The 18,232-nt window shown below is 71.5% G+C and carries 19 protein-coding genes; 9 read left to right on the forward strand and 10 right to left on the reverse strand.

Features of this window, described 5'->3' with window-relative positions; translation table 11 throughout:
- The first annotated feature begins 60 nt into the window (after nucleotides 1–60).
- Entirely contained in the window at nucleotides 61–948 is an 888-nt protein-coding gene (locus OO60_RS22860; protein ID WP_003063830.1) for a 1-aminocyclopropane-1-carboxylate deaminase/D-cysteine desulfhydrase, read from the forward strand.
- A 9-nt stretch (nucleotides 949–957) separates the two neighbouring features.
- Here the strand turns inward: OO60_RS22860 and OO60_RS45025 are convergent, their stop codons facing one another.
- On the reverse strand, nucleotides 958–1,986 hold the full coding sequence (locus OO60_RS45025) for a hypothetical protein (protein WP_003063828.1): 1,029 nt from the start codon (nucleotides 1,984–1,986) through the stop codon (nucleotides 958–960).
- Between the two features lie 273 nt (nucleotides 1,987–2,259).
- Between OO60_RS45025 and OO60_RS22870 the strand changes: the two genes are divergently transcribed.
- Nucleotides 2,260–2,667 carry a serine integrase family protein gene (locus OO60_RS22870; RefSeq protein WP_003063825.1) on the forward strand — a complete coding sequence of 136 codons (408 nt, stop codon included), beginning with the start codon at nucleotides 2,260–2,262 and terminating at the stop codon, nucleotides 2,665–2,667.
- A gap of 82 nt (nucleotides 2,668–2,749) precedes the next feature.
- Here the strand turns inward: OO60_RS22870 and OO60_RS22875 are convergent, their stop codons facing one another.
- Both OO60_RS22875 and OO60_RS22880 read right to left on the reverse strand, forming a co-directional pair.
- Entirely contained in the window at nucleotides 2,750–3,019 is a 270-nt protein-coding gene (locus tag OO60_RS22875; RefSeq protein ID WP_003063824.1) for a hypothetical protein, read from the reverse strand.
- Nucleotides 3,020–3,276: 257 nt separating this feature from the next.
- Nucleotides 3,277–4,236, reverse strand: a complete 960-nt coding sequence (locus tag OO60_RS22880; RefSeq protein WP_033262060.1) for an ArsR/SmtB family transcription factor — start codon at nucleotides 4,234–4,236, stop codon at nucleotides 3,277–3,279.
- Between the two features lie 367 nt (nucleotides 4,237–4,603).
- On the opposite strand from OO60_RS22880, the gene OO60_RS22885 reads away from it, so the two are divergent.
- The 5 genes from OO60_RS22885 to OO60_RS22905 are packed head-to-tail and all read left to right on the forward strand — an operon-like array spanning nucleotide 4,604 to nucleotide 8,952.
- Nucleotides 4,604–6,799: a HAMP domain-containing sensor histidine kinase gene (locus OO60_RS22885; RefSeq protein WP_033262061.1), complete on the forward strand. Its 2,196-nt coding sequence runs from the start codon at nucleotides 4,604–4,606 to the stop codon at nucleotides 6,797–6,799.
- Nucleotides 6,799–7,233: a roadblock/LC7 domain-containing protein gene (locus OO60_RS22890; RefSeq protein WP_033262062.1), complete on the forward strand. Its 435-nt coding sequence runs from the start codon at nucleotides 6,799–6,801 to the stop codon at nucleotides 7,231–7,233. The genes OO60_RS22885 and OO60_RS22890 overlap by 1 nt, the downstream gene beginning before the upstream one ends.
- The gene (locus OO60_RS22895; RefSeq protein WP_004559336.1) at nucleotides 7,230–7,607 is read left to right on the forward strand and encodes a DUF742 domain-containing protein; all 378 of its coding nucleotides are present in this window, start codon (nucleotides 7,230–7,232) and stop codon (nucleotides 7,605–7,607) included. The genes OO60_RS22890 and OO60_RS22895 overlap by 4 nt, the downstream gene beginning before the upstream one ends.
- The gene (locus OO60_RS22900; protein WP_004559337.1) at nucleotides 7,588–8,175 is read left to right on the forward strand and encodes a GTP-binding protein; all 588 of its coding nucleotides are present in this window, start codon (nucleotides 7,588–7,590) and stop codon (nucleotides 8,173–8,175) included. The genes OO60_RS22895 and OO60_RS22900 overlap by 20 nt, the downstream gene beginning before the upstream one ends.
- Before the next feature lie 18 nt (nucleotides 8,176–8,193).
- Nucleotides 8,194–8,952: an MHYT domain-containing protein gene (locus OO60_RS22905; protein WP_004559338.1), complete on the forward strand. Its 759-nt coding sequence runs from the start codon at nucleotides 8,194–8,196 to the stop codon at nucleotides 8,950–8,952.
- Here OO60_RS22905 and OO60_RS22910 read toward each other — a convergent pair.
- Nucleotides 8,949–9,578, reverse strand: coding sequence for a PaaI family thioesterase (locus tag OO60_RS22910; RefSeq protein WP_033262063.1), 630 nt, complete (start codon nucleotides 9,576–9,578; stop codon nucleotides 8,949–8,951). The genes OO60_RS22905 and OO60_RS22910 overlap by 4 nt on opposite strands.
- A gap of 52 nt (nucleotides 9,579–9,630) precedes the next feature.
- Nucleotides 9,631–10,380, reverse strand: a complete 750-nt coding sequence (locus OO60_RS22915) for an SDR family NAD(P)-dependent oxidoreductase (protein WP_033262135.1) — start codon at nucleotides 10,378–10,380, stop codon at nucleotides 9,631–9,633.
- Nucleotides 10,381–10,436: 56 nt separating this feature from the next.
- Between OO60_RS22915 and OO60_RS22920 the strand changes: the two genes are divergently transcribed.
- Nucleotides 10,437–10,973, forward strand: a complete 537-nt coding sequence (locus OO60_RS22920; RefSeq protein ID WP_004563074.1) for a ferritin — start codon at nucleotides 10,437–10,439, stop codon at nucleotides 10,971–10,973.
- Between the two features lie 55 nt (nucleotides 10,974–11,028).
- Here OO60_RS22920 and OO60_RS48345 read toward each other — a convergent pair whose 3' ends face one another.
- From OO60_RS48345 to OO60_RS22945, 5 genes are read right to left on the reverse strand one after another with little or no spacing between them, the layout of a single operon-like run.
- On the reverse strand, nucleotides 11,029–13,155 hold the full coding sequence (locus OO60_RS48345) for a poly(ethylene terephthalate) hydrolase family protein (RefSeq protein ID WP_033262064.1): 2,127 nt from the start codon (nucleotides 13,153–13,155) through the stop codon (nucleotides 11,029–11,031).
- Nucleotides 13,152–14,258 (reverse strand): alpha/beta hydrolase family protein, encoded by a 1,107-nt coding sequence (locus OO60_RS22930; protein WP_004563072.1) that lies wholly within the window; start codon nucleotides 14,256–14,258, stop codon nucleotides 13,152–13,154. Before OO60_RS22930 ends, OO60_RS48345 begins: the two co-directional genes overlap by 4 nt.
- A 20-nt stretch (nucleotides 14,259–14,278) precedes the next feature.
- Entirely contained in the window at nucleotides 14,279–15,262 is a 984-nt protein-coding gene (locus OO60_RS22935) for a hypothetical protein (protein ID WP_004563071.1), read from the reverse strand.
- Nucleotides 15,259–16,140 carry an ABC transporter ATP-binding protein gene (locus OO60_RS22940; RefSeq protein WP_004563070.1) on the reverse strand — a complete coding sequence of 294 codons (882 nt, stop codon included), beginning with the start codon at nucleotides 16,138–16,140 and terminating at the stop codon, nucleotides 15,259–15,261. Before OO60_RS22940 ends, OO60_RS22935 begins: the two co-directional genes overlap by 4 nt.
- Nucleotides 16,137–16,529 (reverse strand): GntR family transcriptional regulator, encoded by a 393-nt coding sequence (locus OO60_RS22945; protein WP_033262065.1) that lies wholly within the window; start codon nucleotides 16,527–16,529, stop codon nucleotides 16,137–16,139. The genes OO60_RS22940 and OO60_RS22945 overlap by 4 nt, the downstream gene beginning before the upstream one ends.
- A gap of 172 nt (nucleotides 16,530–16,701) precedes the next feature.
- On the opposite strand from OO60_RS22945, the gene OO60_RS22950 reads away from it, so the two are divergent.
- A complete protein-coding gene (locus OO60_RS22950) occupies nucleotides 16,702–18,225 on the forward strand; it encodes an alpha/beta fold hydrolase (RefSeq protein ID WP_004563068.1) in 1,524 nt (507 codons plus the stop codon).
- Nucleotides 18,226–18,232 lie beyond the last annotated feature (7 nt).

The following is an 18,232-nucleotide window of genomic DNA, read 5'->3' on the forward strand; positions in this document are numbered from 1 at the left end:
GAGGTCGGTCCGGACTGTGCCGAATGCCACCCCGACTGCTCCGCTACTACGCTGACCTGTATGAATTCCGGCGAGCGCGACTTGGCGACCTTCGCAAGCCTGCCTTCGCCGCTGGTGGAGCTGCGGGATGAGCGACTGGAGCAATACGGCGTCCAGCTGCTGCTCAAGCGGGATGACCTCATCCACCCCGAGGTGCCGGGAAACAAGTGGCGCAAGCTGCGCCACAACCTCGAGGCGGCGCGGGACCAGGGCTTCACCCGGCTCCTGACGTTCGGTGGAGCGTTTTCCAACCACATCCGGGCGACGGCCGCTGCCGGTCACTACCTCGGCTTCGAGTCCGTCGGGGTGATTCGAGGCGAAGAGCACCTGCCTCTCAACAACTCCTTGGCGTACGCCACCAGCCGAGGCATGGTGCTGTCCTACCTCGACCGCGCAACTTACCGCCGCAAGACCGAGCCGGACGTTCTCGCCCAGCTCCTGGAGCAGTTCGGGCCCTGCTACGTCTTGCCCGAAGGCGGCAGCAACGCCCTGGCGGTGCGTGGCTGCGCCGAGCTGACGATGGAGATCACGGCGGACTTCGATGTCATCGCGTGCGCCTGCGGCACCGGTGGCACCTTGGCCGGCATCGCGGGCGGCCTCAGCGCGGACCAACGCGCTCTCGGCTTCGCGGTGCTCAAGGGCGGCCAGTTCTTGGATGACGAGGTCCGGCGGCTGCAGCGCGAGGCGTTCGGTGCGACCACGGTGAATTGGGTCATCGGCTACGATTTCCACTTCGGAGGCTACGCCAAGCGCAAGCCGGAACTCGACGGCTTCATCGCCGGCTTCGCCGCTCGCCACGGGATCACGCCCGACTGGGTGTACGAGGCCAAGATGCTGTTCGGCTTGTTCGCCCGCATCGAGGCCGGGGCGTTCGCACCCGGCACCCGGATCGTCGCGGTTGTGAGTTAGCGGACGTGGTCAAACTTTGCCGTGGTAGGCCCGCTGGGCGACCTGTGACGTATCGGTTTCACAGCGGCTGAGCTGCCGATCGCCACTGTTGACGGCGAAGTCCCGGCCGAACCCGAGCCACATGCCGCTCATGCGGCGGCCGACTGGATCCACGACGAGCTGAAGCGTCCCGTGGTAGGTAACGCCTCGGTAGTAGCCACCCGGTGAGGTCTGCTCCCGCCAGGTGCCGGTGGCCACGGCCATGTCTTTGGCCAGCTCCAAGCGCAGCCGCGAGCCGGTCGTGTGCGGCAGGCTCAGGCCGACCAGCCGATTGCCGTGTTGGCGCAGCACGACGTAGTGCTCACCGGTCAGGGTCTTGCGCCGTCCGGTGCTGGGATAGCGGTGCTGGCTGTGCCAGATCCCGGACAGGTCGTCGTCGGCTGGCGGCACTTCAGGCAGTGGGTCGGCGGCGGCCGGGTCGGGCGCCAAAGCCCATCCGGCGGAGGCCGAAGACAGGGCGGCGCTGACCTTGAGCAGCAGCGACCGCCGGCTGACGGGGTTGCCGCCGGCCTGCGTCCAGGTGGCTGCCAGCCGGGCCAGCTCTTGCGCATCCACCTGGTCCAGCCGGGCCACGAAGTCCTGCAGTGTATTGGCTCGGGCGGGCTGGTCGAGCACGGCCAGCTGCTGGTGCGCTTGGTGCACCTCATCGAAAGTGCGGAAGTCCGCGGCGTCTGCCAGGAGGTCGGCCAAGCTGCACTCGTACAGCTCAGCCAGGTTGCCGAGCACCGCCAGCGACGGCGCGTGCCCCGTGCCGCCGGGCCACAGCTCCCAGTAAGAGAAGTTCTTGAACGTCTTCGGGTCGGTTGGCCACCGGGCATTCCACGCTTCGGCGGCCTGTCGCTGGCTCCAGCCTCGAACGAGCCGCAGGGCCACGCGCATGTTGACCTGGTAGCGCTCAGCAAAAACCTGCGCGATTTCGACCCAGGTCTTCGACCGCGTGCGCAGCTCAGCTGCCAGTTGCCGCTGCTGCTGCCGCAGACTGCGCGTGACGGATGGCATCGTGGAACCCCTTCGCGGTGCGTGGCCCGGAACCGTACCGGACCCGGATGGTCGCGCAGATTGTCCCGGTTGAACCGGGATAATCTGTCTCTCAAGATCACCGGTAGACGGGGTGGATCGGCCGACTGGACTGCGGTTTTGTGATCAGGCCTCCCGGCGGCCGGTTTGTCCCTCGGGCCACGGGCGAACTCCCGCTTGTCGTCGCCGCCCGAGGCCAACGGCCCCAGTCGTCGGGATGTCACCCACCTGCCTGAAACGACAAGGACGTGAACCATGCCGCTGGCCTACGGCTACCTGCGCGTTCCCGCCGACGCGCCAGACCACCAGGTCAAAGCTCTGGAAGATCAACTCATGGATTACGCGGACCAACAGGGGTGCACGTTCGCCGGCTTCTACTTCGAATTCAACGGCGGCATGACGACGGCCATTGATGACCTGATTGAGGAGCTGCGGCGTACACGGGCGCCATACGTCATCGTGCCGTCGCTGCGCCATGTGGCATACAACCGCCTGCTGCAGGAGATCCGGCTGTGCAGGCTGGAGTTCGAGACGGGCGCCCAGGTTCTCACACTGGGCGAGAAGTCACCCGTCATCGCCCCACCGGCCACGGGTGTACGGATATGTCCGCATGGCGGAACCGAGCCTGGCTTCGACGATGCCTGCTCAGACCTCTTGAACTGATGGTGCGTGTCGCGCGGCTGGCAGCCCCGGGGCCTCTGTGCGAGCGCTGGCCGACGAGGCGGCGCCACTACGGCCGCACCTCTCAGCCGAGCTCGGCGGAAACGACCGCCGGCAGGGTGCGCAGCCGGTCGAGCAGGGCCTCGGTCTCGTCGGTGGCGAGCAGGACGGCGCAGACCATGCTGCTCTCGCGGACACCGTCCTTGATGTCGACGGAGAGTTCGTGCACGCGACGGCCTTCGAGGGCACCGACCAGCGCGGGAACCTCCCCCGCACCACCGACGAAGTAGGCGGCGATCCGGCGGCGCAGCAGCATGGCCGAGCGGGGTGCGGGAACGGCGAAGGAAGTGGACATGGCGGATCTCCCGGAGTTCGAGAAGGGATGAGATCGGGGCCAGGTCCCGGAAAAGAGCGATCGCCGACGCAGCGCGCCGGCAACCTGGGTTCAGCCGGCGCGCCGGGTTACGAGTCGCCAGGACATCGGACGCAGCACGGCGACAGGCTAACACGACCCCGGAAGCCCGCGCACGGTTCGCTGGTCTCCCGCGGCCTCGTGAGTGGTAAGGCGAGTTCTAACTCGCCTTACCACTCACGACAAGCTGCGGCAGGGCGTCAACTCGCGCGGATCAGGCTCAGGCCGAGCGGCGTCGGCTCGTGGATCTGCGACTTCCCCGACCGCGAGCTGCTGATCAGCCCGCTCGCCCGCAGCACCGACGCGTGCTGGCTCGCCGTCGCCGGGGAAATGCCCGTCAGGTCCGCCAGTTCGCTCGTGTTGCAGCGGGTCTTCGCGATCGTCACCAGCACCCGGGCCCGCGTGTGGCCGAGCAGCGCCGCCAGGGACGGGCCCGGCTCCGCGTCGCTGTCGAACCGCGGGTGGCTGATCGAATACACCAGGACCGGCGGCCGGTCCGGGTCCTTGTACGTCGTCGGCATGCCGTGCGCGAAGAACGCCGGGACCAGCCGCAACCCGCGGCCGTCCAGGTGCAGCTCCTGCTCGATCGGGAAGCGCACCCGCAGCACCGGCGGGGACCACGTGATGTCCGGGTGCAGCGTCGAGAGCAGCAGCTGCGGGCCGCCGCGGTCCAGGGCCGACTGCAGGCGGTGGCGGTCGTGGGCCACCGCCCGGCGCACCGACGGCCAGTCCGGGGCGACGCACTGGCGGTAGTAGTCGTGCAGGGCCGTGCCGAGGCGCCGCAGCTCGCGGGGCTCGCCGTCGGCGACGCGGCGCAGCCACACCGGGACGCGGGTGCCCTGCGCCGCCAGCTCGGCGACGTCGGCGGCCAGCGCGCGCTCCGGCGTCTCCAGCAGCGCCGCGACACCCTCGTCGATGCTGCGGGCGCCGGCCGGGGTGAGGAAGTCCGGGCAGTAGCCGTACGGCGGGACCGCCGACATCACCAGCCGGCCGGACGCCGGGATCGCGGAGCGTGATCCCCGGCGCCAGCGGCCGAAGAACGGCTCACCCTCCGGCCGCCGGATCCGGTAGCTGCTCATCAGCAGCTCCCACATCGGGTCGGCGTCCCCGGCGATCGTCACCTTCGCCAGGTCCGCTTCCGTGAAGTGAACTTTCAACACGCCGGGCGCACTCCCTTCCGGCCCGAGCGTATCCGCCGCCGCGCGGGCCGCGATCAAGGGTGGTCGGCGGAAATTCACGTACCCGGCCGTGAATCGGCGGCCGATTCCGGCTCGCCTTCACCCTCCGCAAGGGTAAAAAGCCGTGCGGTGGCAGTTCACGCTGTGTCGCTGGTGCGTACGGGGGAAACGGCGGGCGTTCCTTGACAGGACCGCGGTCGCCGGAGTTACGTCTCCGGCTGAATTCCGCGGAAAAGGAACCGGAAATCGTTCTCGGGCCACCGGTACGAATCGAGCCAAGCCACCGATGAAAGAAGACGAACCCCCAGCACGCCGTCCCGTCGCATCCTGGAATCCCGGCAGCTGGCGGTTGCGCACCAAGATCTCCGTCGTGCTGCTGCTGCCCGTCCTGGTCGCCCTGCTGCTGGCGGGCAGCCGGGTGCAGGGCGAGCTCGCCCGGGCGGGCGGGCTCAGCGCCGTCCGCGACCAAATGCCGGTTGTGCAAGGGATTGCCGAGCTCGGCGGGCTCGCCGACGACGAGATGATCCACGACGGTGGCGCCCCGCAGACCGCCGCCGTCGACGCGAAAGCCGCCGCCGTCCGGCACGACGCCGCCTTTTCGCAGCTCAGCCCGGAGCTGTCGCGGACATTGGAAGATCAGCTCGGTAAATTGGCCGACCTGCGGCAGCAGACCGGTTCACCGGCCGCGAAAACCGCGGCTTACCACGACTTCACCGTCGCGTTGAGCGAGGTGATCGGGGGTATCGCGGAGCAGGCCGGGAATGGCGATCTCGACGCTTCGGCAGGCATCGCCGTGACATTGGTGCAGCTGCGGTCCGATTTGGCTGGTCAGGAAGCGCTGTCGGGGCGGTCCGAAGCCACTTCGGTCACCGCCACCGAACGCGCCGCGGCCGAAGAAACCGTGCTCACCGGCCAGCTCCGCCGGGAGCTGCCCGCCGGCGCGGCGGCCGCCCGGTTCGCGGCGGCGACCAGCCCCGGCGCCGGCGGCCCCGAGGCGAGGCGGGCGGCGCTCGGCACCATCCTCGCCGAGCAGGTCAAGGCGCTCGCGGACGCGGTCGGCGCGCAGACCAACACCGCCCGCTCCGACGCGCTGCGCGACGCCGCGCTGGTGCTCGCGTCCCTGCTCGGCGCGCTCGCCGTCGCGCTGGCCGTGGCCCGGTCGGTGGTCGCCCCGATCCGGCGGCTGCACGCCGCCGCCGTCGACACCGCCCGCCGCCGCCTGCCCGGCACGATCGAACGCATCCGCGAGGGCGAAGACGTCGACTGGCGGGCGACCGCGCCGCTGCCGGTCGACTCCGAGGAGGAGATCGGGCAGCTCGCGCGGGCCTTCGACGACATGCACCGGCAGGCCGTGCGGCTGGCCGTCGGCGAGCAGGCCGAGATGCGGATCCAGGTCAGCGAGATGTTCATGACGCTGTCCCGGCGCAGCCAGTCGCTGGTGGAGCTGCAGCTGTCGGTGATCGAGGACCTGGAAGCCGACGAGCAGGACCCGCAGCGGCTGGCCGAGCTGTTCCAGATCGACCACATCGCCACCCGGCTGCGGCGCAACGGCGAGAACCTGCAGGTCCTGGCGGGCGGGCGGCCGGTGCGCCGGGACGTCGGCCCGGTCGCGACGGTCGAGCTGCTGCGCGCCGCGACGTCGGAGGTCAAGGACTACCAGCGCGTCTCGCTCGGCAACGCGCCGCGCGGGTCGGTGCAGGCCGAGGCGGCCGCGGACGTCGTGCACATCCTCGCCGAGCTGCTGGAGAACGCCATCCGCTCGTCCCCGCCGGACGAGCGGGTGGTGCTCACCGCCGACCGCGGCTTCGACGGCGGCCTGCTGATCGAGGTCGTCGACGTCGGGCTCGGCATGACACGGGAGGACCTCGACGCGGCGAACGCCCGGCTGGCGGCCGGCGCCGCGGTGAGCCCGGAAACCACCCGCCGGATGGGCCTGTTCGTGGTCAGCAGGCTGGCCGCGTCCCACGGCATCACCGTCCGGCTGCGGCCCACGACCACGCGGACCGCGAGCGCCGGCATCACCGCCAGCGTGCACGTCCCGGGGGTGCTGATCCTGGTCGACCTGCCGCCCCGGGCGGTGCCGCTCGCGCTGGCCCCGGCGGTCAACGGCTCGGTCAACGGCTCGGTGAACGGCTCGGTGAACGGAACGGCCCGGCACGAGCTCGAGCCCCGGTGGCCCGCCGAAGAACCGCCGCCGGTGGACCCGCCGACGCCGATCTTCGACCAGATGCTGTCGCACTGGTTCGCCGAGACCCCGGCGAAGCCGGCGCGGCCCGGCGCCTGGGCGACCCCGGCCGACCAGGTCCGCCAGGCCGCGGAGGCCGCCGTCGGCACCCTCGACGGCGCCGAGTTCACCGACTGCGGGCTGCCGGCCCGCCAGCCCGGCGCCCAGCTCGCGCCGGGTGCCGTCGTCCCGCGCGCGCAGCAACCGCAGGACACGTCGTTCCGCGACCCGGCCGCGGTGCGGAACAACCTTTCCCGGCACTACAGCGGCATGCGCGCGGCCCGGCACCGGGTCGCGGGCGAGCCGGAGGCGGAGCAGTGATGAGCACCCGGCAGGAAGGAACACAAGTGGCCGAGGGGTCCCGGAACTGGCTGGTGTCGGCGTTCACCCAGGACGTGCCGGGCGTCGCGCACGCCGCGCTCGTCTCGGCGGACGGGCTGCTCGTGGCGGCGAACGAGACCCTGCCGCGCGATCGCGCCGACCAGCTCTCCGCGATCGCGTCCGGCCTCGCCAGCCTCGCGCTCGGCACCGCGGACCTGTTCACCGCGGGCCGGGTCGTGCAGTCGGTGATCGAGATGGAGCAGGGTTTCCTGCTGCTGATGAACGTCGGCGACGGCTCGAACCTGGTGGTGCTGGCCAACCCGGGCTGCGACATCGGCCTGGTCGGCTACGAGATGACGTTGCTGGTCGACCGGGTCGGGAAGGTGGTCGAGACCCCGGCGCGGCCCGCGGCCTCCCCGGGAGCGGCCCGGTGACCGAAGGCCGGCGACGCGGAGGCGGGCGGCACGCGGCGTCGCTGGCCCGCCCCTACGCGTGGACCTCCGGGCGCACCCGGCCGAAGGTCGACCTGGCGGTGGAAGCCCTCGTGGAGACGACGGCGGAGGGCCGCACGGCGCCCTTCAGCCCGACCAACCCGCTGGCCGCGGTGACGCAGCTGTGCCTGCACCAGCGGTCGGTCGCGGAGGTGGCCGCCCACCTCGGCGTGCCGCTCGGGGTGGCCCGGGTGCTCATCGGCGACCTGCTCATCGCCGGCCAGGTGACGATCCGCGACACGCTCACCGCGGACGCCTCCTGGGACGAACGGAACGACCTGCTCGAAAGGGTCCTCAGTGGACTACGTGCGCTCTGACAACAGGATCACCTCGGCGAAGATCGTCGTGGCCGGGGGATTCGGGGCCGGCAAGACGACGTTCGTCGGTGCCGTCTCGGAAATCGACCCGCTGCGGACCGAAGCGCTCATGACGAGCGCGGCCGTCGGCGTGGACCGGACCGAAGCGGTACCGGGGAAGTTCGCCACCACGGTGGCGATGGACTTCGGCAGGCTCACCCTCGCCGACGACCTCATCCTCTACGTCTTCGGCACGCCGGGCCAGCACCGGTTCTGGTTCATGTGGGACGACCTCGTCTGCGGTGCGGTGGCGGCGATCGTCCTGGTGGACACCCGCCGGCTGGCGGACTCCTTCGCCTCGATCGACTTCTTCGAGTCGCGCGGCCTGCCGTTCCTGGTGGCCATCAACCAGTTCCAGGACACCCGCCAGCACGGGCCGGAGCAGGTGCGCGAGGCACTGAAGATCCCGGCGGCGGTGGAGGTCGTCACGTGCGACGCGCGCTCGCCGGAGTCGACGAAGCACATCCTCATCGCCGCGGCCGAGCACGCGCTCGCCGAGCACCACGCGCCCAGAACACGGAAAGCCTGAAGGAGCCCGGAAATGCCCATGGACCACCAAGATTTCGCGATGGGCAACTGGCTCGTCGTGCTCGCCTACCTCACCTCGGTGGTGGGCTGTGCCCTCGGCCTGGCCTGCACGCTGCAGGCGCGCTCCACCGACAGCCCGCGCGCCCGGCTGACCTGGCTCGTGCTGGCGGCGGTGTCGATCGGCGGCGTCGGCATCTGGGTCATGCACTTCATCGCCATGCTCGGGTTTTCCACGCCCGGCCTGCCGGTGCGGTACGACATCCTGCGGACGGCGCTGTCGGCGGTCCTGTCGGTGGTGGCCGTGTTCTGCGGGCTGCTGGTGTTCGGCGTCCGCAACCGGTTCGCGTGGAAGCGGCTGCTGCTCGGCGGCCTGCTGACCGGGCTCGCGGTGGCCGTCATGCACTACACGGGGATGTGGGCGGTCCAGATCAAGGGCACGATCGGCTACGACCCGGTGACGGTGGTGCTCTCGGTGGTCATCGCCGTCGTCGCGGCCACGGCGGCGCTGTGGTTCACGGTCGGGCTGGACAAGCTCCTGCCGCGCCTGGCGGCCGGCCTGGTGATGGGGGCGGCGGTGACGGGCATGCACTACACGGGCATGGCGGCGGTGCGCCTGCACCTGGACCCGGCGGCGCCCGACCCGTCCGGCACGGAGGTGTTCTCGTTCCTGTTCCCGGTGTTCGTGCTCGCGGCGCTGGCGATGGCGGTGCCGATCTGCGCGGTGCTGATGGCGACGTCGAGTTCGGAGGCGCCCCGGCACACGACGCTGGTGCCCTAGTCCCCGGCGGCCACGGGGAACCGGTCGGCGCTGAAGTGGACGAGGATCGCCGTCGCCGTGGCGCAGACGAGGTCGCCCGCCTTGAGCTCGGCGGCGGCGTGGAGCTTGCGGCCGTCGCGGCGGACCAGGCGGCCTTCCGCGGTGAGCGGCACCGCGTACGGCGTCCCGTGGTGGTAGTCGACGGTCAGGGACGCCGTCATCCCGGGAAACCCGGCGGCCGCGGTCGCGCGGCCCAGCACGTGGTCCAGCACGGCGGCCACCCAGCCGCCGTGCACCCGGCCGGGCGGTCCTTCGTGCGCGGCACCGAGGAGGACGTCGGCGCACACGGACGCCGGCCCGACGTGCACCCACGACAGCGGCGGGGCCAGCGGGTTCCCGGGCCCTTCGAGCGGGTTGTTGATGCTCAGGTGCCCGCCGCCTTCGAGCGCGGCGAGCAGCAGCGGCCTGGCGCCACCGGCGGCCCGCAGCGCCGCGGTGACGGCTTCGACCCGGCTCGCGGCGGCGGCGAGGTCGGCTTCGCCGTCGCGCACGCGGACGGAGGCTTCGATCAGCTCGCGGATCCGGTCGCCGAGCAGCGCCCGCCCCGGTGGCACGCCGTCGACGACCGGAAACGGGTTTTCGGACATCGCGCGCTCCCCGGGGGCCCGGAACTAGAACACGTTCCAGTCTAGCAGCCGGTCACCAGGTCGGGTGCGCCGTGACCCCGCCGTCGACGACCAGGTCGTGGCCGGTGATCCAGGACGCCAGCGGCGACGCCAGGAACACGCACGCGTTGCCGACGTCGGCCGGGGTCCCCAGCCGGCCCAGCGGCGCCGCGCGGTGCCAGCGTTCGACGCCTTCCGGCCAGTCCTCCGCCAGGCCCGCCCGCGAGATCAGGCCGGGTGACACCGTGTTGACCCGGATCCCGCGCGGCCCGTACTCCAGCGCCGCGCCGCGGGCGTGCATCACCAGCGCCGCCTTGGCCGCGCTGTAGTGGACGTGCCCGGGCGCCGGCTGCCGGGCCTCGATCGACGCTATGTGCGTGACGCTCCCGCCGTCGCCCATCAGCCGCGCCGCGGCCTGGGTGCAGGAGAACGCGCTGGTCAGGGTGCTGTCCAGCATGGCGCGCCAGCTGTCCGCGGTCAGCTCGCCGAGGGCCTCGACCGGCTGGATCCCGGCGTTGTTGACCAGCGCGTCGAGCCGGCCGCCCCAGTCCGCGACGGCGTCGAGCAGGGCGTGGCAGGCCCGGTCGTCGGTGAGTTCGGCGGCGAACGCGCGGGCCCGCCCGCCCGCGGCCTCGATCGCCGCGACGACGTCGCCGGCCGCGCCGGGACGGCGGTGGTGCACCGCGACGGCCGCGCCCGCCGCGGCGAACCGGAGCGCGATCCCGCGGCCGACGCCGCCGGAAGCGCCGGTCACGCAGGCGACGGTGCCGCCGAGGTCGGGCAGGGAGCTCACCGCGCCGAGCGTAGCTGCGCGTCCCGGTCCGCCGTAGGTTGAGGGGCATGGCCAAAACCCGGAAGTTCGCCGAGCTGCTGCGGACGCAGATCCGCCACGAGTTCACCGCCGCCCAGCAGTACATCGCCCTGGCCGTCTGGTTCGACGCCCGCGACCTGCCCCGGCTGGCCAAGCGCTTCTACGGGCAGGCGATCGAGGAGCGCAACCACGCGCTGGCGATGGTCCGCTACCTCCTCGACCGCGACGAGCCGGTGGCGATCCCCGGCAGCGGCGACGTGCGCAACGACTTCTCGAGCGCGCACGAAGCGATCGAGCTGGCCCTGGCGCAGGAGCGCGCGGTCACGGCCGACATCGAGGCGATGGCGAAGGCGGCGCGCGCGGAGGAGGACTACCTCGGCGAGCAGTTCGTGCACTGGTTCCTCAAGGAGCAGGTGGAGGAGGTCGCGCAGATGTCGACGCTGCTCACGGTGGTCGAGCGCGCGGGCGGCAACCTGTTCGAGGTGGAGAACCACCTGTTCCGCGAGTCGGCCACGCCGCCGGCGGACGCCCCGGACATGCCCCCGGTCGCGGGCGGCAAGCTCTGACCGGCGGGGTTGTACCGCGGAAGCGGCGCACCCCCAGTGCGCCGCTTCCGCGGTCTCAGTGGCAGAACGTGACTTCCGGGTACCCCGGCCGGTCGAGCACCGGCTGCGGCGCACCGCGCAGTTGCTGGTCGAAGAACGCGGTGACGTACGTCCGCGTGATCTCCCGGGTCCGCAGCGCCGTCGTCTTCGCGCCGTAGTCGACGCCGAATTCGTCGCCGACCAGGCCCACGTCGGTGAACGACGCGTGCTGCGCGCCCCGCACGTCGGCCCAGCGCCGCCAGCCGGTGAGCTGCGTCCAGTCCCGTTCCCAGGTCGGGTCGCCCGGGACGCAGGCGGTTTCCCCGAGCTGGTGGCCGAGGAACATGAAGGGCCGGGAGAGCCCGGGCGGGGCCAGCGGGACGTGGGTCGTGCCGTCGATGTTCATCCCGGCTTTGATCCGCGGGTCGGCGATCATCGCGGGGAGGGTGCTCGCGCCGCCGATGGAGTGCCCGGCCATGCCGATCCGGGCACCGTCGATCAGCGGCGCCCACTTCGAGTGCGTCAGCGAGTCCAGCACGAACGACACGTCCTTCGCCCGGCCCAGCTCCAGTTTCTGCCAGAACGCCTCGTCGTGCGGGACCTCGCAGGACGCGCACCCGGCGAAGCGGCCGTCCGGGAAGCTCTGGCCGGCGTTTTCGTAGGTGTGGCCGATCAGCGCGACGGCGTACCCGTGGCTCGCCAGGTCCTCGGCCAGCGCGCCGAGCGTGGCGCGGGGCTTGGTGTAGCCGGGCGACAGCACGACCAGCGGCAGCCCGCGCCCCGACGGCCGGGCGTCGGCGACGGAGTTGGTCACCAGCTTGGCGAGCGTGTCGGACGGCACGTCGAGGCCGCTGTCGGCCAGCAACGCCGCCGACTCCGCCGCGGTCAGGTACTGCGTCTTCGCGCCCTTCGCCGAAGCAGCCGGGTAGAACAGCGACACCATCAGTTCCCGGTAGGGGACCGACGGCACCCACGGGTCCGGACGCGAAGTGTCCTTCAGGTACACCGCCGTGCTGCCCACCGGCCGGTCCCCGGTGGGCGCGGGCAGGTACGGCGTCGACGTCCGGGCGAAGGTGACCTCCGGGTACCGCGCGGACGGCTGGTCCAGCAGCGGCTGCGGCCTGCCGCGCAGGTGCTGGTCGAAGAACGCGCGGACGTACGCGGCGGTGATCGCCTGCCCCCGCACGGCGGGGGTGGTCGCGCCGAAGTCGAGGCCGAGCTGCTCGCCCACCAGGCCGAGGTCGGTGAAGGACGGGTGCACCACGCCGGTCACGGTGAGCCAACGCTTCCAGCCCTTCAGCTGCTTCCAGTCGGCGTCCCAGGTGCCGGATTCGACGCCGGTGCCGGGGGTGTACAGGCTCTGGCGGCCGAGGAACAGGAACGGCCGGTCGAGCCCGGGCGGGAGCAGCGGGTCGCTCTGCGTGCCGTCGATGTCGATCCCGGCCCTGATCCGCGGGTCGGTCACCATCGCGTTCACCGTGCTCGTGCCGCCGACGGAGTGCCCGGCCATGCCGATCCGGGAACCGTCCAGCAGCGGCGCCCACTTCGAGTGCGCCAGCGAGTCCAGCACGAACGACACGTCCTTCGCGCGGCCGCGTTGCAGCTTCTGCCAGAACTCGGTGTCGTAGTCGCCGCAGGCGGCGCAGCCGGTGACCCGGCCGTCCGGGAAGGTGGTGGCCACGTTCTCGTAGGTGTGGTCGACCAGGACGACCAGGTACCCGTGGCTCGCCAGGTCCTCCGACAGCGAGGTCAGCTCGGCGCGGGGCCGCTTGAAGCCGGGCGACAGGACGACGGCGGGCCGGTCGCGCCCGGCCGGCTCGGCATCGACGACGGCGTCCGTGCGGACCGTCGTCAGCACCGAGGGCGGGATGCCGCCGATGCCGGCTTCGTCGAAGACGGCCTTCGCCTCGGCTTCCGACATGAACTGCTTCTTCGGCCCGTCCGGCGGGGCCGCCGGGTAGAAGAGGGAGACCATCAGCTCCCGGTAGGGCACCGACGGAACCCACGGGTCGGCGCGCGAGGTGTCCTTGAGGTACAGGGCGGTCGTGCCCACCGGCCGGTCGCCGGTCGGTTTCGCCAGCGTGAGCGCGGGGTCCGCCGACGCGGCCGGGGCGGCCAGCGACAGCGCGAGCGCGGTGACGACCATGATTGTCCTGGTTCTCATCCGATGAAGGTCACTTCCGGGTAGGCGGGCGAGGGCGCGGCCAGCAGCGGCTGCGGGCGGCAGCGCAGGTGCTGGTCGAAGAAAGCGCTTACGTAGTTCCGCGTGACGGTCAACGCCCGGTAGGGGTCGATCGAGTCGCCGATGTCGACGCCCAGCTGCGCGGCGAGCACGCCGAGGTCGGTGAACGACGAATGCACCGTGCCGGAAACCATGATCCAGCGCTTCCAGCCGGTCAGGTGCGTCCAGTCCGTTTCCCAGTCGTCGTACGGCCCCGGCGCGCCCGGCGTGTAGTTGTCCATGCTGCCGACGAACATGAACGGCCGGGACAGCCCGGACGCCGGGATCGGGACGTGCACGCTGCCGTCGAGGTCCGCGCCCGCGCGGATGCGCCGGTCGGCCAGCATCGCCTGGGTGGTGACCGCGCCGCCCGCGGAGTGCCCCGTCATGCCGATGCGCTGCGGGTCGATCAGCGCGCCCCACTGCGAGCGCAGCAGCTCGTCGAGCACGAACGACGTGTCCCTGGTGCGGACCTGCGCGAACTTCTCCCAGAAGCCGGGCTGGTCGTCGACCTCGCAGGCGGCGCAGCCGGTGACGTGGCCGTCGGGGAAGGTCGTGGCGCGGTTTTCGTAGGTGTGGTCGATCGCCGCCACGGCGTACCCGCGGCTGGCGAGGTCCTCGGCCAGCGCGGTGAGCGTCGCCCGCGGCTGCGTCCACCCCGGGGACAGCACGACCAGCGGCAGGCTGTGCCACCACCCGGCCGGGTGAGCGTCGACGACGGCGTTCGTCCGGACCGTGCTGAAGACGTCCAGCGGCAGGCCGGGGATGTTCTGCCGTTCGAGGTTGAGCTGCGACTCGAGCGGGGTCATGTACTGCTTCTTCGGCCCGTTCGCCGAGGTCGCCGGGTAGAAGAGGGAGACCATCAGCTCCCGGTAGGGCACGGCGGGCACCCACGGGTCGGCGCGCGAAGTGTCCTTGAACGACAGTGCGGTGACACCGACGGGTGAGTGCCCGGTCGGGCGGGGCAGGTAAGGCGTCGTGGCCGCCGACGCGGGCGATGCGGTCAAGGTGAGCGTGAGCGCGGTGGCTACCGCGAGAGTGCGCATGATTCCCCCAGTCGGAATCGTCAGGACAGGTGGCGGAGACGGCGGAAGCAGAACCAGGTGAGCAGGGTGGTCATCGCGAGGTAGAGCGCCAGTTCGAGCCACTGCAGCGGCCAGAACCGCGAGCCCGGCTGGTAGGTCACGCGCTGGTGGTAGCCGTGCGCGCCCAGGCGGGCCACACACGCCTGGATGTCACCGCGCTCCGGCGGGGCCGCCCCCGGCCGCGGCGAGCAGTCCTGCAGGAAGTCCGGCATCGAGGTGACCACGTTCCCGGCCGGGTCCAGGGTTTCGTTCGCCAGCTCCCACGCCCCGGCCGGCTTCCGCACGCCGATCTCGGTGATCCCCTGCTTGTCGTTGCCGGTGATGTTCGTGATGTTCTCGGGCGTGATCGCGACCGTCTCGGTCTGCGGCGGCAGCAGGTGCGGGCGCACGAGCAGCGTCACCGCGAGTAAGACCGCGGTGAGCGCGACGACGGTGACGGCCATCGCGGCCACCGTCCGCCGCAGCAGCATCCCCACCGCGACCCCGAGGACGAGCGCGAAAGCCGCGTAGCCGATCGGGGCGATCCCGCGCGCGCCGAACACCACCGGCGAAATGCGCGCGAGCATCCCGCGGTCGGTCTGGACCGCGGAGAGCGCGTCGATCGGGCTCGCCCACCAGGAGACCGCCAGGCTCAGCGCGCCGGCGGCGAGCACCGCCGCGAGCAGGCCGAACCCGAGCTTCGTGGTGAGCCACCGCTTCCGCGTGACGGTCTGGTTCCAGACGAGGCTGTGCGTGCCGCTCTCCAGTTCGCGCGTGATCATCGGGACGCCCCAGAACACGCCGATCACCGCGGGCAGCAGGTACAGCACCAGGATGGTCCCGCCGAAGAGGGCGTCCTCGTCGGAGAAGTCCGTGCGGCCCACCAGCTGCGGCCCGGTGACCGCGAGCACGACGGCGATCGCGATCAGCCCGGCGAGCACCGACAGCGCGGGCGTGCGGAACTGGCGCCAGGTCAGCCAGGTCATCGGAGGACCTCCAGGGCGGGGCGGGCGGCGGCGGGGTTGCTCATGTACTCGAGGACGAGGTCTTCCAGGCCGATCTGCCCGACCGTCCACGCGGGATCGAGGATCGGCGCCTCGGTGCGGACGAGGACGGTCGTCTGGCGGTCGGTGTGCTTCGCCGAGACGACGTGCTGGTCCGACGGCAGCGTGTCGAGGTCGCGGCGCGCTCCGGTCAGCCGGTGGTGCGTGGCGAGCAGCGTCTCCACCTCGCCGATCACCCGGACCTGGGAGGCCACCAGCACGACGAGGTGGTCGCAGACCCGCTCGAGGTCGTTGACCAGGTGCGAGGACATCACGACCGACAGCCCGTGCTCGGCGACGGCCTCCATCAGGTCCTGCAGGAACTCCCGGCGCGCCAGCGGGTCGAGCGCGGCGACCGGCTCGTCGAGCAGCAGCAGCTCGGGGCGCTTGGCGATGCCGATCGTGAGCGCCAGCTGGGCGCGCTGGCCGCCGGAGAGCTTGCCGGCGTGCTGCTTCGGGTCCAGCCCGAGCCGTTCGACGCGCTTTTCGGCGAGCGCCGCGTCCCAGCCCGGGTTGAGGTGGGCGCCGAGCCGCAGGTGCTCGGCGATCGTCAGTCCGCTGTAGACCGGCGTGTTCTGGGCGACGTAGCCGACCTTGGCCAGCTGCTCCGGGCCGCTGCCCGGCACCCCGCCGCACACCTCGATCGTGCCGGTGGTCGGCTCGAGCATGCCGGCCGCGATGTTCAGCAGCGTCGACTTGCCGGCGCCGTTGGGGCCGACGAGCCCGGTGACGTGGCCGGCTTCGATCTCCAGCGTGCAGCCGGTAAGCGCTTGCTTGCGCTGGTAGTTCTTGCCCAGTCCCTGGGCGCGCAGGACGATCACGCTATGTCCTCTCTGGCGGAGTCGCGAAACGTGGACATCAGCAGGGCCTCGATGCTCTCTTCGTCGAGCCCGGCCCGGCGCGCCCGGTCCAGCCAGCGGCGCAGGTCCTGCCGCAACGGCCCGAGCACGGCGAACGAAGCGCCGTTCAGGGTCGCCGTCACGAAGGTGCCGACACCGGGGCGGGCCGAGACCAGGCCGTCGTGCTCCAGCTCGCGGTAGGCCTTCAGCACGGTGTTCGGGTTGATCGCGAGGCTCGCGACCACGTCCTTGACCTTCGGGAGCTGGTCTCCCTCGGTGAGCAGGCCGAGGCGCAGCGCGTGCCGCACCTGCTGGACCAGCTGCTGGTACGGCGACAGGCCGGACCTCGTGTCCAAGTGGAACTCGATCATCGGCAACTCCATTTATCTAGTTAACTAGTACTATAGCTAAGGTCGGCGGCGCGGCGCCAGTGATCTTTTTCGGGCGGGCGATCAACCTCGCCACCCCCTTGCCCGTCTGTGGGGATGATCGTTTCCCTTCTCGAGAGGATTTCTCGTGCGTCGTTTCCCTGGGGGAGGCATCGTGCGCGGCGTGGTCGTCGCACTCGGTGTCTCGATGGCCGTCTCGGCGGGGCCGGCGGTCGCGTCCGCGGCACCGATGTCCGTCGACAAAGTGCCGACGCCACAACTGAGCTGGACCGGCTGTGAGGACGGGTTCCAGTGCGCCACCGCCTCGGTGCCGCTGGACTACGACCGGCCGTCCGGCGCGAAGATCGACCTCGCGCTGATCAAGCTGCCCGCCACCGACCCCGCACACCGGATCGGCTCGCTGTTCGTCAACTTCGGCGGCCCAGGCGCATCCGGCCTGCAGCGGCTGCGGGAGCGCGGGAAGTGGCCGTGGCTGTTCTCCGACGAACTGCGCGCGCGGTTCGACCTCGTCTCGTGGGACCCGCGCGGGATCGGGCACAGCACCGCCGTCCGGTGCTTCGACTCCCAGGCCGAGCAGGAGTCGTTCTTCGGTTCGTTCCCGGAGATGCCGGGCGACCCGAGCGGCAACGCGGCCTTCTACGCCAAGTCGAAGGAGCTCGCCGACCGCTGCTCGGCCAAGGCGGGCCCGATCCTGGAGCACGTCTCGACCGCCAACACGGCCCGCGACCTCGAGCTCCTGCGCCGCGCGGTCGGCGATCCGAAGCTGAACTACCACGGCATTTCGTACGGAACGCAGCTCGGGGCGACGTACGCGAACCTGTTCCCGAACCGGATCCGGGCGATGGTGTTCGACGGCACCATGGACTTCGCCGGCAACGCGACCGGCCAGAACGGCAACGGCAAGAGCGTCCCGCTGGACACCCGCCAGGACGTCGCGACCGGCATCGCGCAGACCTTCGAGCAGTTCCTGCGGCTGTGCACGGAAGCCGGGCCGAAGTGCGCGTTCTCGTCCGGCGACCCGAAGGCGAAGTGGGCGGCGCTGACCGCGCGTGCCAAGCAGGCCCCGATCGTCAGCAACGGCGAGACGTGGACCTATTCCGGGATCATCAACGCGGCCGCCGACCTGTCCGACTCGCGGGGCTGGCCGGACATCGCCGCGCTGCTGCAGCGCCTCTACGACGCCCCGGCCGCACCGGCTCTCCGGTCGGCCGCGGTCAAGGGCGAGCAGTACACCTCGAACCGCACCGAGGCGTTCAACGCCATCCAGTGCAGCGACAGCGACGTGCCCACCGACCCGGCGGTCTACAGCCGGTACGCCGAGTCGGAGGACCAGCGCGTGCCGTACTTCGGGCGGATCGCGGTGCTGGACATGATGAGCTGCGCGTACTGGCAGGCGAGGGACACCGACCGCTACACCGGCCCGTGGAACCGCCCGACGTCGGCGGAGATCCTCGTGCTGAACAACCACTACGACCCGTCCACGCCGCTGCCCGGCGCGCGTGACGGCGCCGCGGAACTGGCGCGGGCGCGGGTGTTCGTCACCGAGGGCTACGGCCACTCGTCGATGTACGTGCCGAGCACGTGCACCGAGAAGGTCAAGCGGGACTACCTGATCTCGGGCACCTTCCCGGCCGCGGGCCAGACCTGCGGGATCGACGCGAGCCCGTTCGCGGGCTGATCTCGAT

Origin of the sequence: Amycolatopsis vancoresmycina, assembly GCF_000716785.1 — a bacterium.
In the GTDB taxonomy this organism is placed as follows: Bacteria; Actinomycetota; Actinomycetes; order Mycobacteriales; family Pseudonocardiaceae; genus Amycolatopsis; species Amycolatopsis vancoresmycina.